The 15,802-nt window shown below is 47.9% G+C and carries 19 protein-coding genes and 1 pseudogene; 13 read left to right on the forward strand and 7 right to left on the reverse strand.

Translation table 11 applies throughout. The features are described from left to right. Positions 1 to 132: 132 nt before the first annotated feature. The 3 genes from AM1_RS07150 to AM1_RS07165 all read left to right on the forward strand — a co-directional run bounded on the left by AM1_RS07150 (position 133) and on the right by AM1_RS07165 (position 1,874). Positions 133 to 756, forward strand: a complete 624-nt coding sequence (locus tag AM1_RS07150) for an ATP-grasp domain-containing protein (RefSeq protein ID WP_012162152.1) — start codon at positions 133 to 135, stop codon at positions 754 to 756. A gap of 59 nt (positions 757 to 815) precedes the next feature. After that, a protein-coding gene (locus tag AM1_RS07160) for an IS630 family transposase (RefSeq protein ID WP_148215692.1) occupies positions 816 to 1,689 on the forward strand; the annotation gives its coding sequence in 2 pieces (ribosomal slippage) (positions 816 to 1,145 and positions 1,147 to 1,689; 873 coding nt in all). 32 nt (positions 1,690 to 1,721) lie between these two features. Then, positions 1,722 to 1,874: an ATP-grasp domain-containing protein gene (locus AM1_RS07165; protein ID WP_238549186.1), complete on the forward strand. Its 153-nt coding sequence runs from the start codon at positions 1,722 to 1,724 to the stop codon at positions 1,872 to 1,874. 183 nt (positions 1,875 to 2,057) lie between these two features. On the opposite strand, the pseudogene AM1_RS42835 reads toward AM1_RS07165, so the two are convergent. Both AM1_RS42835 and AM1_RS07175 read right to left on the reverse strand, forming a co-directional pair. Further along, positions 2,058 to 2,159: pseudogene (locus tag AM1_RS42835) on the reverse strand (NAD(P)H-dependent oxidoreductase); the annotation flags it as partial. Between the two features lie 59 nt (positions 2,160 to 2,218). Continuing rightward, positions 2,219 to 2,917 carry a glutathione S-transferase family protein gene (locus AM1_RS07175; protein WP_012162156.1) on the reverse strand — a complete coding sequence of 233 codons (699 nt, stop codon included), beginning with the start codon at positions 2,915 to 2,917 and terminating at the stop codon, positions 2,219 to 2,221. Positions 2,918 to 3,071: 154 nt separating this feature from the next. Here AM1_RS07175 and AM1_RS07180 point away from each other — a divergent pair, with 154 nt between their 5' ends. After that, the gene (locus AM1_RS07180; protein ID WP_041659330.1) at positions 3,072 to 3,434 is read left to right on the forward strand and encodes a winged helix-turn-helix transcriptional regulator; all 363 of its coding nucleotides are present in this window, start codon (positions 3,072 to 3,074) and stop codon (positions 3,432 to 3,434) included. Here AM1_RS07180 and AM1_RS07185 read toward each other — a convergent pair. Next, a complete protein-coding gene (locus AM1_RS07185; protein ID WP_012162158.1) occupies positions 3,431 to 4,240 on the reverse strand; it encodes a hypothetical protein in 810 nt (269 codons plus the stop codon). The genes AM1_RS07180 and AM1_RS07185 overlap by 4 nt on opposite strands. An 89-nt stretch (positions 4,241 to 4,329) precedes the next feature. Here AM1_RS07185 and AM1_RS07190 point away from each other — a divergent pair, with 89 nt between their 5' ends. From AM1_RS07190 to AM1_RS39710, 4 genes are all read left to right on the forward strand, one after another. Continuing rightward, positions 4,330 to 5,040 (forward strand): SIMPL domain-containing protein, encoded by a 711-nt coding sequence (locus AM1_RS07190; protein WP_012162159.1) that lies wholly within the window; start codon positions 4,330 to 4,332, stop codon positions 5,038 to 5,040. Positions 5,041 to 5,156: 116 nt separating this feature from the next. After that, a protein-coding gene (locus AM1_RS39705) for an IS630-like element ISAcma29 family transposase (protein WP_148215688.1) occupies positions 5,157 to 6,289 on the forward strand; the annotation gives its coding sequence in 2 pieces (ribosomal slippage) (positions 5,157 to 5,583 and positions 5,583 to 6,289; 1,134 coding nt in all). 129 nt (positions 6,290 to 6,418) lie between these two features. After that, the gene (locus AM1_RS07205) at positions 6,419 to 7,051 is read left to right on the forward strand and encodes an SMI1/KNR4 family protein (RefSeq protein ID WP_012162160.1); all 633 of its coding nucleotides are present in this window, start codon (positions 6,419 to 6,421) and stop codon (positions 7,049 to 7,051) included. Between the two features lie 9 nt (positions 7,052 to 7,060). Next, positions 7,061 to 7,905, forward strand: a protein-coding gene (locus AM1_RS39710) for an IS1-like element ISAcma3 family transposase (protein ID WP_076611323.1) whose coding sequence is annotated in 2 segments (ribosomal slippage) — positions 7,061 to 7,417 and positions 7,420 to 7,905 — 843 coding nt in all. Because the reading frame shifts where the segments join, the coding sequence is not laid out codon by codon here. A 102-nt stretch (positions 7,906 to 8,007) separates the two neighbouring features. Here the strand turns inward: AM1_RS39710 and AM1_RS07220 are convergent. Continuing rightward, positions 8,008 to 8,892: a LysR family transcriptional regulator gene (locus AM1_RS07220; protein WP_012162161.1), complete on the reverse strand. Its 885-nt coding sequence runs from the start codon at positions 8,890 to 8,892 to the stop codon at positions 8,008 to 8,010. Positions 8,893 to 8,999: 107 nt separating this feature from the next. Between AM1_RS07220 and AM1_RS07225 the strand changes: the two genes are divergently transcribed. Further along, positions 9,000 to 10,010, forward strand: coding sequence for a zinc-binding alcohol dehydrogenase family protein (locus AM1_RS07225; RefSeq protein ID WP_012162162.1), 1,011 nt, complete (start codon positions 9,000 to 9,002; stop codon positions 10,008 to 10,010). 115 nt (positions 10,011 to 10,125) lie between these two features. Next, positions 10,126 to 10,998 (forward strand): DUF4437 domain-containing protein, encoded by an 873-nt coding sequence (locus tag AM1_RS07230; RefSeq protein WP_012162163.1) that lies wholly within the window; start codon positions 10,126 to 10,128, stop codon positions 10,996 to 10,998. Positions 10,999 to 11,056: 58 nt separating this feature from the next. Here AM1_RS07230 and AM1_RS43920 read toward each other — a convergent pair whose 3' ends face one another. Then, positions 11,057 to 11,182 (reverse strand): hypothetical protein, encoded by a 126-nt coding sequence (locus AM1_RS43920; RefSeq protein WP_012162164.1) that lies wholly within the window; start codon positions 11,180 to 11,182, stop codon positions 11,057 to 11,059. A 21-nt stretch (positions 11,183 to 11,203) separates the two neighbouring features. On the opposite strand from AM1_RS43920, the gene AM1_RS07235 reads away from it, so the two are divergent. The 3 genes from AM1_RS07235 to AM1_RS07245 are packed head-to-tail and all read left to right on the forward strand — an operon-like array spanning position 11,204 to position 13,867. Further along, positions 11,204 to 12,040 carry an enoyl-CoA hydratase/isomerase family protein gene (locus AM1_RS07235; RefSeq protein WP_012162165.1) on the forward strand — a complete coding sequence of 279 codons (837 nt, stop codon included), beginning with the start codon at positions 11,204 to 11,206 and terminating at the stop codon, positions 12,038 to 12,040. Then, positions 12,040 to 13,035, forward strand: a complete 996-nt coding sequence (locus tag AM1_RS07240) for an LLM class oxidoreductase (protein WP_012162166.1) — start codon at positions 12,040 to 12,042, stop codon at positions 13,033 to 13,035. The genes AM1_RS07235 and AM1_RS07240 overlap by 1 nt, the downstream gene beginning before the upstream one ends. Positions 13,036 to 13,048: 13 nt before the next feature. Next, positions 13,049 to 13,867, forward strand: a complete 819-nt coding sequence (locus tag AM1_RS07245; RefSeq protein WP_012162167.1) for an SDR family NAD(P)-dependent oxidoreductase — start codon at positions 13,049 to 13,051, stop codon at positions 13,865 to 13,867. A 44-nt stretch (positions 13,868 to 13,911) separates the two neighbouring features. Here the strand turns inward: AM1_RS07245 and AM1_RS07250 are convergent, their stop codons facing one another. Together AM1_RS07250 and AM1_RS40890 are read right to left on the reverse strand one after the other, a co-directional pair. Then, complete coding sequence (locus tag AM1_RS07250; RefSeq protein WP_041659332.1) at positions 13,912 to 14,322, reverse strand: DUF6896 domain-containing protein; 411 nt, start codon at positions 14,320 to 14,322, stop codon at positions 13,912 to 13,914. A 299-nt stretch (positions 14,323 to 14,621) separates the two neighbouring features. Then, positions 14,622 to 15,326 carry a BON domain-containing protein gene (locus tag AM1_RS40890; protein WP_012162170.1) on the reverse strand — a complete coding sequence of 235 codons (705 nt, stop codon included), beginning with the start codon at positions 15,324 to 15,326 and terminating at the stop codon, positions 14,622 to 14,624. Positions 15,327 to 15,802: the final 476 nt, after the last annotated feature.

The raw sequence follows: 15,802 nt of genomic DNA on the forward strand, positions 1-15,802 counted from the left end.
CTAAAATCCCGTAGTTAGGCTATGCCGTGTGGATGTGACAGCCTCATATGGATTAAGCAAATTTTGGCTCCTCGAAGATCAAAAGTCACCTTTGTATAGAAATCAACTTGGCTTTTCTTGGAATTTTGCGTCATGAAGACTTTGCGCTGGCTAATAGACTTGCACCCAGAGTTCCCAGCATCGGAGATAGTTGCAGAATATTTAAGACAACATAAGAAGATAGAACCCATCATCATCGATCGGGACGATGTAATGTTAGGTAGATGGCCAGATACTGAAGATTGGATTGTGGGCTACGGGACGATGTTTGCTATGACCCGCTTGCTCAGGCATCAACCTCTCAGTACAGCTATTTTTGACGATTATTTGGGTCTAAGATGCTCTAAATACTATTCTTACATCTATCCTTTTTTAGGGCGTGCTTTCCTATTTGCACCATTTGGGGCGCTACCTAATCTACCCCTTCAAAGGATGTTCGGAGATGATATTTTTGTCCGTTCCGATACCAATTACAAGCTTTTCCCAGCGGAGGTTTTAAAAACCCAAGAGCTTCCACATTGGGTAAAGACCTACTCACATCATCAAAATGAGCTAGCTGTAGTCTCTGAAGTGGTTTCATTTGAGACTGAATACCGTTGCTTTTGCCGAAACGGCATATTCTTCTGCGGCAGCTCGTATCCAGACGAGCCATACTCTGAAGTGCCCCAGGAAATAAGATCCGTTGCAGAGAGTGTTGCACAAGCTTTGGAAGTATAGCAGTCGCCATATTGAGAAGGACTTAAACTAGAGAAGTATTTTATTCCTTCTCCTGTGTGATGCCCAAAATTTATAGTTACGACCTACGTTGCAAAGTGATAGATGCGATTGAGCTAGATGGGATGCGCCCTTCTGAGGCTAGTGAGCTGTTCGATATCAGTCGTAACACCATTAACCAATGGCAACACCTCAAGGCGGAAACGGGTGATTTGCATCCCAAGCCAGTCCATCATCCTGGCCATAGCCATAAAATCACTGACTGGGACAAGTTTCGAGCGTTTGCCCACAAGCATCGTCATAAAACCCAAGCTCAGATGGCTCAACTATGGGATGGAGAGATTAGTGATCGAACCATCTCAAGAGCCCTCCAGAAAATCGGATTTACTCGAAAAAAAAACATATGGGTACCGAGAACGAGATGAGCACAAACGGGCAGAGTTCATCAAACGTCTAAGTACCGTAGATCCAGACGATATCGTCTATGCGGATGAGTCGGGCATGGATCATCGAGACGAGTATGACTATGCTTATGGCCCCAAAGGTGAGCGGGTTTATGCTTTGAAGACTGGGCGTAGAAGCGGCCGAGTCAATATGATTGCGGCGTTGAGAGCCAAGCAATTAATGGCGCCGTTCACGATCGAAGGAGCTTGCAATCGCACCGTATTTGAAATTTGGCTGGAGCGTTGCTTGATACCTATGCTCAAACCTGGGCAGAAGCTGGTGATTGATAATGCCACTTTCCACAAGGGGGGACGAATACAGGAATTAGTGGAAAAAGCAGGATGTGAGGTTTGGTATTTACCGCCTTATTCCCCTGACTTGAATAAGATTGAGCGGTCTTGGTCATGGATTAAAAGTCGCATCCGTCACCAATTAGACCATTTTGGGTCTCTCAGAGAAGCAATGGAACATGTCCTGCATCTGGCGTCCTGAATAGTATGGCGACTGCTATAACTGGTATGAACATGCTGACTATTGACATTGGGATACATGCTGGCGAACCTAAGCTTGTGGAAATTGGCGGGGTCAACAGCTGGGGGATTTATGGATCGAACGTGGCTGATTTTATTGCTGCTATGGAGGAAGAAGCCATAGACCGTTGGGAAGACTTTATCTGAGCACAGGCTACATAGTCCCCGCAGCCATTTCTTGGAGTCCTGCTGTCATTGCGGCAAGTTACGGCTCCGCGATTGCGTGAAGGCCATCCCCAACGGGCGAAAGATTCTGAGATTGCGCATTTTCCGAAAATCCTGCCTCCTTCAATCGTAAATTACGTCTAGAATCCGGAACTGTACTTCCAGGTTTTCCTGGTTGGTTGTGGCCTTCTCGACCAACGTGGCATTGAGCTTTCCCTCGGAGAAAGGATAGGCTTCATGGGCATTGATGATAAAAACGTTCTTCACGGCAGAATTCTCTTTTAAGAATGTTTTTTGGGTTAAGAACAAGATGGCAGCTCCAGATCTTAAAAACGAGAGGCATTTTCCGCCTCAGACGTGGCTTCATCTCCTTTACCGAAGAATGCAGGAAATGGTTTGGGAATAGTGACAGCCTTTTGGGTCGCGGGGCGAGCATCAATGCGATCAAACCAGTTTCTCAAGTTGTCCAACCCCTCTATTGAAACCTTGGCCCAGGGATAAGACCGTGCCCAGGGATACGTCGCAATATCCACAATGGTGAAGTTATCACCTAGCAAATAAGCTTTGCCTGCAAGTTGCTTATCTAGCACCTCTAACAAGCGTCGAGACTCGGTCACATAGCGATCGATAGCATAAGGATCCTCGTTACCCTTAGGAGCTGCGATGCGCTGAAAATACATCGCCTGGCCCATCATTGGTCCAACACCGGACATCTGGAACATCAGCCATTGCAGTGCTTCCGAGCGGGCCTTTTCGCCGATAGGAAGAAACGTCTGGTACTTTTCAGCCAAGTACCAAAGAATCGCTCCTGACTCAAAGACCACAAAATCATCATTACTACGATCGACAATAGTAGGAATACGACCATTGGGGTTGAGCCGCATATACCACTCAGACTTCTGCTCCTTTTTGCCAAAGTCGATATAGGTCAGTTCATACTCGACCTTGGCTTCTTCTAGAAAAATAATTGGTTTCCAGCCATTCATGGTGGAGGCTGTGTAGAGATGGATCTCGGGTGTAGGCATAGAAGGTACCTGGCTGGCGATAACTCAAACAGCATGCACAGCAGCAAACAGCCCAATAAATAATGGGATTCATGACATTTACTACTGACGTGACTTAACATAATCAGGTAATTAACTAGAGTCAACCAGTTTACTTTTAGTAACCATCTCTCCCATGGGCACTTCTTTAGGAATCACTACCGATGCTCAAGGCCGTAAACATGTCTCAGAGCCCTGTCTAGAACCTTGCCCAATTGAACGAGGGATGAGAGTTTTGGGTGGGAAATGGAAGGGGTCGATTCTCTGGCACCTAAAAAATGGTCCGGTGCGCTTTAACGACTTAGCCCGGCAGTTGGGAGGAGCCAGTAAAAAAATGGTGGTGCAACGACTCCGAGAAATGGAGGAAGCAGGTTTGGTTAAGCGAAAGGTGGTGAGTGATCGCCCAATTGCCGTTACTTACGAAATCACCGAGTTTGGTCAGACTGCGTTGAGTTTTCTGGAAGAACTTAAAAATTGGGCAGAAAAGCACCAGATTTAACTACCCTCATCGGGCGATGTGTCGGTTGAGTTGTCGCGATTTTCGAGAGTCACGATTGCTTGGACGATTAGCTTCTGACTCAAGGAACCCTGAAAGTCCGAATTCTTATGATCCCGCAGTGATTTCAACGCTGGTAAGTGTTGTGGCCCACCAATAATCTTTAAGGCATCTGTAATATTCTGGACGAGCGAGACAGCGATGCGGTCACCGACTGAGGAAGCACGATCTGTCGCTCGTTTTTCATCTTTCGTAACCTCGTGTATGAGTGCATCTACAAGAGCGTCCGCCGCATCTGGGTGCGATGGTTTACCTGCCGCACGTAAGCTGAATGCAGCCTTCTCCTGAGTCAGTAAGGAATCACTTTTAAGAGATTGTACATAAAATTCTAGGACGATACTTCGTTGTTCTCCAAGATTGGCCAAATTCAATGCACTAAATGCAAGATGTAAGTCCTGCTCATTCTGAGGTTCCTGCACCTTCGCAATCCATTGTTCCAACGATTTGCCGTTTAAATCTTGTGAGGCTACCTCGGGTTCAGGGCTGGCTACCAACGAAACGGGGCGACCTCCTTTTTGAGAATCTGGAGTTACCGAACAGCCCATGATCGAAAACACAGCTACCAAACTGCAGAGCATCGAAGGGAGGCGGCTTTTCATTGGGGAGTAATTTTCCGTTTGATAATAGTTAACTAATATTAAATAACAGTCTGGCGTGTAGATGCTTTGGCTATACAGGTCACTCAATAAGTGATTTGGTTTAAGCTTGACCGACCTTATAGAAAATCGCGGAAGGTTCTTCGGTTCCATTGTCGAAACTCTTAAGCACAGCCGTGTAGAGGTTCATTTCATACCTCTATCACCGTTACCCATCATGGAGAATCACCCCAGTAATAGCTATGCCGAAAAAGTACATTGAGGTTGTTGGAGAAGGTTCCTACCAAGAATTCCCTGAAAAAGTCGTTCTTGATGTAGAGCTTTCAGTTAGAGCAGCTAAAGAGGAAAGTGCAGGCGAAGAAAATAGGCAACTTGCAAATACTCTCGTTAATGAGCTGCTTGGAAGTGGCTTAACTCAAGAAGAAATTTATTTTGGCGGTCGAGAGTCTGTTGTTCCGTGGTGGAAGCGAAAAAAGGCTGGGCAAGAAACTCGGACGAAGATTACTATCATTTCTTCCAGGCGAGAACTTGTCTATAAAGCAACTGAGCAGATTAATCGCTACATAGAGAGCAAGCGAATTACAGTCGAGATATCCGAGAGACAGCCTGTTTATGAAGCTCATGAGAGTGTTGATTTTGAGGCATTAGAAGCCGCCCTGAAAAATGCGAGGGAAAAAGCTGGACATCTAGCTCAATTGGCTTCTTGTGTTCTGGGAGAAGTCCTAGAAATTGAAGAGTGGAAAAGGAATACCCGTAGTTCCGGTAGCTATGGCGACCCAGATTGGTGGGGTGATTCTGGCGCAATGATGGGTGCGGCAGGTTCTGCTGGTTTTGATGACGAGCCAGCCAGTTATCTAAAAGGCAACAATAGAACGGTATATGTAAAACTGAGGGTTCGCTATGAAATCAAACCAGCAGTGTCATATAAGTCAATCTTCAATAGAGGTCGATGATGTTTAGAAGTGATTTTTGATTATTGAATGGGCTTGCATTTAACCTAGTGTTCAGTCAAGAAAAGACTGACAGGTATATTTTCTAGAATGAAATGGACGCATTCTAGGAGAACGTCATGGGTAAACGGTACATCGTCACTCTGAGTGAGCCAGAGCAACAGTATCTCAAGAATTTCACGTTCACGGGAAAACGAGGTGCTCGGCAAATCAATCATGCCCGCATTCTTCTGAAAGCGGATACTAACCAAACTCATGGTGGTTGCTGTGATCGAGAAATTCATGAAGCGATAGGTGTCAGCATACGCACAATTGAGCGGGTGCGTATGCGATTTGTGGAAGAAGGCCTTGAAGCTGCTATCAATCAACGTTCTGGGGCAGGTCGAAAGCGAAAAATACAAGGAGAACAAGAAGCTCATCTGATTGCCTTACGCTGCAGTGAACCCCCCGTTGGTCATGCTCGCTGGACATTACGCTTACTCGCAGACCAGATGGTGGAATTAGGCTACATCGACCACCTCAGTCATGAGAGTGTCCGACAAACTCTAAAAAAAACGAGTTGCAGCCTTGGCGAAAGACCTGTTGGGTCATCCCCCCACAGCAGAATGCAGAATTTGTCTGGCGAATGGAGGAGCTCTTAACGGTTTATGAGCGTCCTTATGACTTGAGGAATCCTTTGATTTGTCTGGATGAAGCCACCAAGCAATTGGTTGAGGAAATCACTCTACCCATCGCGGCTCAACGTGGTCAACCCGAACGTGTTGACTATGAGTATGAACGTAAGGGCACAGCCAATCTCTTTATGTTGTGTGAGCCAATAGTAGGCACGCGATATGTGAAAGTAACTCAACGACGAACTGCCATTGACTATGCTCATCTACTCAAAGAATTAGTGGATGTGTTTTACCCTGAGGCCCACACCCTCACGCTGGTTCAAGACAATCTCAATATTCACTCCCCCTCCTCACTCTACAAAGCTTTTGAACCTGAAGAAGCCAGGAGACTTTTATCTCGGTTCGAATTTTTCTACACCCCCAAGCATGGAAGCTGGCTCAATATGGCTGAGATTGAATTAAGTATCCTGTCTCGTCAATGTTTAGATCAACGCATTGCTGATTTTCCAACCTTACAAAAGCATGTGAGGGCTTGGAATGAGCACCGAAACCAAAAGGGAACATGGATTGACTGGCGGTTCACGACGCAAGATGCCAGGGTCAAATTACACAGACTTTACCCATCAATAAATCTTTGACGGAATACTAGACCTACAAATGAATGCTCGACGAACAGACTACATTTTTATTAGGTCTTGACTCATTCCAGTAAGGCCATTCGTTAAATTCAAACTGCCATTCAATATAATATTGAGACGTCTATCCTCATGGAATCATTACTCACTTCACTGGACAAAATCATTGATATTTGGCAACAAGATAGAGAAGATTTGATAGAGCTTATACAAGCAGGTCTTAGTGTTCAAGATATTCAAGGATATATAGCTAATCTGCCGTTCCAATTACCTCAAGAAGTTTATCAACTCTATCATTGGCGAAATGGTATTCAGATTCCAGAATTCCACGATATTTCACTTGATTTTATCCCCGGCTTTTGGTTTTTACCATTGGCAGAGACACTCAAGGGATATGAGCATGTAAGGGAATTCAAAAACAACTGCACTTTTTTACAAGACGAAGCCTACCATCGGCCATGGTTTCCTATCTTGAGCAGTGATTTGGGATACTTTCTAGTTCTTGGTGACAAAAATATGTGTATCTCCTCTCCTGTATTCTTTTTAAGCTGGAATAGCGGAGATTTAATCTTTGAAGCGAGATATCCTAGCTTAACTAGGATGATGACTGTAATTGCTGAGTGCTATGAATCCGGTGCTTACTACTTTGAGACAAAGGTGATGGATCAATTTGGCACTATTGTTGAATTTTTAGAAGAGGATCCACAAGAAGTTTCTAGAATTAGGGTCGTGCATCAAAGAAGTGTGGGTTTGTTAAACCGATAGGGAGTCGAGTTGTTTTATTTCCTCATGCAATGTCCTCTATGTGGTCATCCTAAAACCCACAAACATGGCAAGACCAGCAAAGGCAGTCAACGTTACCGTTGCCCCCACTGTCAACAGACCTTTAGTGAGACCTTTGACACCCTGTGTTATCGCCGTCAGATCTCTCCTGAAACGATCCAGACCATCCTTCAAGCTCATGTTGAAGGGAGTAGTCTACGAGGACTCTCTCGCATCACGGGTGTAGCGTATAACACTTGTGTGAGTGTGGTTCGTTCAGCGAGTCATAAATCCCAAATGATTCACAATGGGGAAGTTCAGGCCGTTGCGACCGACGTCATTAATGCAGATGAGTTGTGGTCCTTTGTCAAAAAAAGCAAAAGCACTGTGAGCCGAAGGAGTTGAGGGTAGGCGACTGCTGGATAGCATTGAGTCTTGCGAAAGAGAGTGGTCTCGTGCTCAGTGGCCGTATTGGCAAACATACCGACGAGCTAGCTCAAGAATTGATTGAAAATACTGAGGGCAAAACCGCCTGTCATCATTGGCAAACGGATGGTTGGGAAGGGTACGCACGACAATTACCCGATGAGGTCGTCCATGAAGTGAGTAAAGCCCTGACCCAACGCTTAGAGCGGACCAATGGCATCGTGCGTCAGCAGACCGGGCGTTGGCATCGACGACAGAATAAATTTGGCAAAGTCTGGCAACAGAGTGCGATGACTTTAAGATTGGTGCTGAGCTATTTCAACTGGATTTGGTGCCACTCTCGATTCAAGAACACGGCTGCCCAACGAGCTGGATTGACGGAGCGTCCTTGGAGATGGCAAGACTTAGCTTCCTATCCCACACTTTGTTGATGCACAATCGACGCGACTTGATGCTTCACAAAATTGATTAATAGTTTGTGCTTAGCAGTAGATGTTAATTTTGCTCATTTATGTGGGTTCGCCTTCTCCTCACTAGCGCTCCCAAGGCGGCACTGGCTGGAACCGTTCCAGTAAAAAATCAATCATGGCATAAACTTTCGGAGCAATAATCCGGCGACTGGGGTACAGCAACCAGATAGAAACATCTACCATCAGTAGGAAGTCTGGCAATACCTCAACCAACAGCCCAGACTTCAAACTTTCACTGGCATTCCAGACAGACTTGATGCCAATTCCCAATCCCTGCTCCAGCATTTTACGCAGAGCTTCCCCATCGTTGACCATAAACGAGTGGGGAACGCTTATAGCCTGTCCGTTTTTAAACTTCCATTTCGTTACTTCAGCCAGACTGACACATTGATGGTTCACCAGATCATCAGGCGTTGCAGGCGTACCATGCTGCTCAAGATAGGTGGGAGAAGCAACCAGAATCCGCCGATCAGCGGCTAGCTTTCGCAACATCAGACTGCTATCGGCCAAGGGGGCATTGCGGATAATTAGGTCATAGGCCCCTTCCACCACATCCAAGACTTCATCCGATAGGCGTAAGTCCAAGCTGACCCGAGGATGGCGGGCGTGAAATTCAGCCAAGGCAGGAATGATATACATCCGGCCAAAAGAGCCAGGCATGGTAATTCGCAGAACCCCTTCCGCCTCGGCCCCCTGGCCCTTGACGGCACTCAACCCCGTCTCTAGGGTTTCAATCATCTGCTGGGCATAGGGCAAAAATGCCTCACCATCCGTGGTCAAAGAAACAGCTCGGGTCGTGCGATTGAATAGACGAAAACCCAACGTTTCTTCGAGCTTCACCAGGCGGGCACTGGCACTGGCAGGAGATAGGGAAAGATCCTGCGCCGCCGCCGAGACCCCGCTGCGGGCAGCAATCCTGAGAAATAAACGGAGAGATAATATATCCATTTATCAAAAATATCCGAATTATTATTTCGCTAAAAGCCTGTTTATCTTTCTAATTTAAATAATTATCATGCGGATAACGGTCTAATGATTCGATAGGAGGCGAAATAATGAAAGCCATTGGGTACAAGGATGCGGGGTCAGCAGCAGATGCCCTGATCGAATTTGAAACAGCAACGCCCCAACCAGGTCCAAAAGACTTACTCGTGGAGGTCCGGGGTGTTTCAGTAAATCCAGTGGATGTCAAACTGAGGGCCAGTGCTCAACCCGATGGTGAACCTCGCATTTTGGGGTTTGATGCTGCTGGGGTCGTACAGGAAGTAGGTTCAGCCGTGACTCGGTTTCGTCCTGGTGACGAAGTGTTCTATGCCGGCGACATTACTCGCCCCGGAACCAATGCTCCGTTTCAGGTCGTCGATGAACGAATTGTGGGTCGCAAACCCTCCTCCCTGGGGTTTACAGAAGCTGCTGGCATCCCCCTGACCAGTATTACAGCCTGGGAAATGCTATTTGATAGCTTTGGGCTTAAAGAAGGGGAAGGCAGCGGGGAAGCGCTCCTCGTAATCGGCGGTGCAGGGGGAGTGGGTTCGATTCTGATTCAGCTTGCCAAGAAACTCACAGGGCTGACTGTAGTTGCCACGGCATCTCGCGAGGATACCCATGCTTGGGTCAAGAAAATGGGAGCCGATTATGTGGTTAATCACCGTAACCCCCTAGACGAAGAACTGAAGTTCTTGGGCATTACCCCCCGATATGTAGCAGCCCTAACCCACACGGACAAGCATTTTGCTGCCATCCGAGAGTTGATTAAGCCCCGGGGACATATGGCGCTGATTGATGATCCAGGCGCTCTGGATGTGGCTTCCCTGAAAACCAAGGCGATTTCTTTGAGCTGGGAATTTATGTTTACCCGATCGATGTTTCAAACCGAGGATATTGACGTCCAGCATCAGTTGCTGAATCGAGTTTCAGAGCTACTCGACAATGGCACGCTGATCTCGACGGTCAATCATCATGGTGGCAGTCTCAATATTGAAAATCTGCGTGCTGCTCATGAATTCCAAGAAAGCGGCAAGGCCATTGGCAAGACCGTGTTGGATGGGCTTGCGGCAGCTGGTTAAACCTTATTCCGTTTGCTAAGGAGGGATATCTAGTCCACTGGGGTTGATCGTGACCTCCTGTCAGCCTTGATTTCGTATAGGGATTGTATTGTTTCACACGCTTGGAGAAATCAAAATGCTCAACATCAGGAACATCAAAACAGTTCTCATCCTGGCGCTGGCCTTCTTCATTACCGTCCTGGGTAACACGATGGTTTCATCCCAAAGTCTTGCTCCGAAACCGAAAGCTACCGCTGAGATCCTCCTAATGTCTGATGTTCAGTGGGGACCACTCAACCCCGCCCGTGGCGACAAAAGCCCAAAGGCGGGTCAGCTTTGGGGCGATCGTACTGGCTCAGGACCGTCCGGATTTCTCGTGGAGTTTGTGGACGGCTTCTCGTCGCCCCCTCATATCCACAATGTCACCTATAAGGGCATGGTCATTCAGGGCCTCCTTCATAATGATGATCCGGATGCGAATAAAATGTGGTTGCCAGCAGGGTCTTTCTGGACCCAACCCGCCGGAGAAGTCCACGTTACCGCTGCCGACGATAGTAATAACCTGGCGTATATAGAGATTGAGGAAGGCCCCTATCTGGTCCGCCCACCGGAAGCGGCGTTTGACAATGGTGAACGGCCAGTTAACGTCGACAAATCGAATCTAGTCTGGCTAAACGCATCGAATATCACCTGGGTCGATCAGCCTGAAATGCTGGCCGGAGCCAAGATGGCCTTTCTCTGGGGTAACCCCCAGGATGGCCAGTTAAACGGCACCTTAATTAAACTGCCCACTGGATTTACGGGAGAAATACAAAGCCAATCCTCGACCTTCCGTGCAGTTGTGATTCAGGGGCAACCCAGCCTCCATTCGGGTCAGACCAGCGCCCTAGAGCCAGGCAGCTATTTTGGCTCGCAAGGAGAGACGGTGCATAAAGTCTCCTGCGAAGCCAAAGAGGAGTGCGTTATCTACGTGCGCGCTCAGGGCAAATATAACGTCGTTTCGTCGTAGTCCAAGCAGTAATCGTACCAGTTTTACCCAGACAACCATCAGTCATATTCCTATCGATTCACGACAAGCCTGAAGCCGTGGAGCGGTTACCCATGCCTCCACGAAGGTTTTGGGGCCGATGGCCGGAAGGAATCGCAGGTGCGATCGCAAATCTTACACACCCAAACAAACCATCCCAATTCATCACTCAATAAGGAAATAGCAAATGAGCTACACCACGTTCAACGTTGAAATCAAAAACGCCATCGCTTGGGTCACCTTCGACTACCCACCTGTTAATATTCAGGGCCTGCCAATGCTGGCCGACCTCAATATGCTGGCCCAAAGGCTGGAAACGGATCGCACCATCAAAGTTGTCGTATTTCAATCCGCCCATCCCGAGATTTTCGTGGCCCATGCCGACACGAATTTCCTCAAAGACATGTCTGCGATCGCAGTCTCTCGCGACGAAGTCAAACTCCTGGATTTGCAGGTGGTGCTAGAGCGGATTAGCAAGCTGCCCCAGGCCACCATCGCCAAGATCGAAGGCTTTGCCCGCGGCGGTGGTCATGAATTTGCCCTAGCCTGCGATATGCGATTTGCCGCCCGAGGGAAAGCCAAATTCATGCAGATGGAAGTTGCCATGGGCATTCTTCCGTGTGGCGGAGGCGCATCGCGGATGGCCCGTCAGATCGGGTTAGGGCGAGCTCTGGAAATTATTTTAGGTGCAAAAGACTTTGATGCCGACCAGGCCGAAGCCTATGGCACCATCAACAAAGCCTTCGATCCAGAAGAGATTGGCCCATTTGTGGAAGCCTTGGCGAACCGGATCGCCCTTTGGCCCGCTGAATCGATCAACGCCTGCAAACAAAGCGTCTACGCCTCCATCGACAAACCCATTGATGAAGCCCTGCAGGAAGAAGCCTATTGGCTGTATCAGGCCACGAGCCAGACCCCGGCCTTAAAGCGCTTTACCTGGGCAGATGAGAACGGGGCCCAGTTCGATATGAACAACCAACACAATTGGCAAGAAATGGTCATTAGTGTGCAGGAGATCCAATAATGAACACAGAATGCAAGACCCTCAAGCCTGTGGAAGATACCGGGTTTCAACCCATTAATCGGGCCTACAACACCGTATTCCGTCCCAATCGATTAAGCCTCGGCCTCGTGGTGCCGATCGAGACCTATGCAAAGGGACCCGTGCCCACCCTGGAACGTCATCTTGAACGGGTTCAGCTAGCCGAAGCCCTCGGGTTTGCAGCGGTGTGGTTACGGGATGTGCCCTTCAACGTGCCCTCCTTTGGGGATGCCGGGCAGACCTACGACCCGTTTGTGTATCTAGGGCTATTGGCAGGCCAAACCCAGCGCATCGCCCTCGGGGTGGCCAGTATCATTCTGCCCTTACGACATCCAGCCCATGTGGCTAAAGCCGCCGCAACTATTGATGTGATGTCAGGAGGACGGCTAATTCTGGGGGTGGCTTCGGGAGATCGCCCCGAGGAGTATCCAGCCCTCAACCGCTCTTTTAGTGATCGTGGAGCAACGTTTAGAGAGAGCTTTGACTACATCCGGCAGATGGGTCAAGCATCTCCCACCTTTGATAATGCGTTTGGTCACTTGACGGGTGGGATGGATATGCTGCCCAAACCCACCTCAGGCAAACTGCCCCTCCTGATTACGGGAGGCAGTCAGCAAGCCCCCGATTGGATTGCCCAGAACGGGGACGGCTGGATGACCTATCCCCGCGATACGGTGATGCAAGCACGCGTCATTCGCGATTGGCAGGCTCGGGTGGAGGCGATTGGTGGTGCTAACAAACCGATCATGCAGCCGCTGTATATAGATCTAACCGAAGACCCCGATACCCGGCCCCAACCGATCCATCTGGGATTCCGGCTAGGCGTAAACCATCTGCGGGCCTATCTCAAATCCCTGGAACAAATCGGCATGAACCATGTGGCGCTGAACTTGCGATTTAACCAAGCAGATATCGAGACAACGCTAAAACGTCTAGCCGACGATATCTTGCCAGAATTTACGGTCTGCAGTGATTAAGGAAGCCAAAACCATGACAAAAACGATTTTAATTACTGGTTCTACTGATGGTATCGGTTTAGAAACAGCCAAACTATTGGTTTCAGAAGGTCACAGAGTGCTGCTGCATGGACGCAATCCCACCAAGCTGGAGGCAGCCGCAAAATCCCTCTCCGATCTACCGGGTAGTGTTGCCAGCTATGTTGCCGATTTGTCGCGGATGGCTGATGTGGGGTCACTGGCCCAGGCGGTGGCTAAAAACCACCCTACTTTGGATGTCCTGATTAATAATGCAGGGGTCTTAAAAACACCTAATACAGTTACGCCGGACGGGCTGGATGTCCGCTTTGCGGTAAATGCGATCGCCCCCTATCTACTCACCCAGCAACTCCGTCCTCTGATGACAGCATCAGGACGGATCATCAATGTATCCTCCGCAGCTCAGTCCCCGGTGAATCTAGAAGCTTTGGCTGGACGAGTCCAGCTCACCGAAGACTTTACTGCCTATGCCCAAAGTAAACTGGCCCTGACCATGTGGTCTCGCAGTTTGGCCCTTTCGCCTCTGGGGGATGGCCTCACCATAATCGCGGTTAATCCGGGTTCGATGCTGGGGAGCAAGATGGTAAAAGAGGGCTTTGGAGTAGCTGGGGGTGATCTGCGGATTGGCGCGGACATATTAACTCGCGCAGCCCTAACAGATGAATTTGCGGCTGCCTCAGGTCAATATTTTGACAACGATAAAGGTCAGTTTGCGTCACCTCATCCCGATGCCCTCGATCCACAGAAATGCCAAAAAGTTGTAGAAGCGATTGAGACCTGTTTAGTAGACAGAGGGTCGGACCTCTTTTGGTAAACCATAAATAACTGTAAAAGAATAATTGAAGAAGATTCTAGCTTTTATACGACGCGAATAATCCGATAGTAGAGGATATAACCAGAAAATCTGATTTCATCCTTCTGAAAGGCTCTTTTTATAGCTTGCTCAACTTCTTCAACTGACTTGTAGGGGGTATCTACTTTATTTTGCTCGGCATAATCAAATAGACGCCAAGCATCAAATCCATTTGTCTGCCCTGCATCACCAAGATCTAGATCGGCATAGTGTGATCCATCGTCCATAGCCACTCCGTAACCATGCTTAAAGTACTTCACCCCGTCTTCAGTCTCCCCTCGTTGAGCAATTCCAAGACAAGCCCAATCCCTATTCGAAATTGGTAGCGAGAGTTGAAGATGTGAAGCAACGCGACAAAATAGGGATTCTGCACATTTTACATAAGAAAGGATTAATTCATCTAGGGCTTTATCCATAGAGCCTAACAGCGAAGATAAGCGGCGGCAGATAACATTTGCATCACAACCAAAATCTATCAATCGTCTACTTCATTGGTTGTGATTTAAGGAAGTGTGGGTAATGCTGTAACAATAGCTGCAATCCAATTAAATCAAGGTTCCTAGAAGAATTATAGCTGACGCATAAGCCTAGCTAAATCTAGATTCCACACTTTGATCGCAACCAGCTTAGCAATCAGTTCATGGCCCAAGCTAAACCGGGATGAACTATCAGCAGAACAAGTCAAATTTGCGATCGCAAGTCCCTGCCGTCTAATTTAGGAAGGTGGAATGCTGCCATCCTCTTCTTCAACTTCAGACAGCACAACCACCTCTGTAGTATCCACTGACTTTGCACCCTTAGCTTTTTTGACCAGTTCAATCACCTTATACAAAGCCTCTTGATCTGGAACTTCACCACTCAGCAGTACTTTGTCCCCTTTTTGTTGAATATCCAGCGTTGCCACCAAGGGCTTCAGATCTGGATCAGCAACCATCCCTAAAATCACTCGCTTAGCTAGGCCCTGGTGATCGTATTGACCTTCTGGTCCGCGATGTTCCGGTGCAATATAGGATCGTCGACGGGGAAAGGTTGAGTGATGTAGGTACAGTCTTCGGGAAAAAGGATAGTAGTAGGGAGAATAGTGCCGAAATCGTCGACGGAAATAAGGGTAGTGGCGAAACCGTCGTCCAAACCGGCGACGATGGTGAAAGGATCGGTGGCGGAAAGGTCGATGGCGAAGGCGTCCAGGGAAACGTCGAAACTTGCGATGCCGGAAATTCCGCTTGGGAAATCGTCTAAAACGGCGAGGATAAAATCGGCGTCGGTTTTTAAAACCACCCCGCCGCACACCTTTATGCTTACCTGCCAATAGAACGGTTTCGTTTGTTGGAGATTGCGCCAGATCTTCTGCTTTAACGACTGCCACATCAACAGTGAAGACAGCTAGCAGGGATACCAATACTAGAGATGGGTACTTCATACGGTTACCTCCGTTTGAGTACAGCCGTGGGAGATTGCATCATTCATTCCCCCGTACATTACCCCATGACTGATGATTGAACATCATGTTTAGCTAAGTGAGTTAGCCGTTGGTAATGAACTTCACCCAAGCTCAGTAACTACAGGGTACCGCAAAAATCTGAGAGTCGTCTGAGCAGACCTGTAACTTGTTATTTTTCGGTGCAGATCGATAACAATTGTGCCTGAAATAAGCGATCTATAGCTTCGGGTCATAATAATCGCGAAGCATCGATTAGCATGATTGCTATCGAATCGCCTCACTCTCTTGGCATAAGATTGAATACCTATTACTGGACCTAGTCGATTATTTTATTTTTGATAGAGCTGTATATTTCACTCCATATTGATGACAACTTTATCCGTCCGTATATCGGTGACCTGTTAGTCGTTATTTTGATTTAGACAATCGTTAGAGCATTTTTCAAGGTTTCAATT

This window comes from Acaryochloris marina MBIC11017 (genome assembly GCF_000018105.1).
Lineage (GTDB): Bacteria > Cyanobacteriota > Cyanobacteriia > Thermosynechococcales > Thermosynechococcaceae > Acaryochloris > Acaryochloris marina.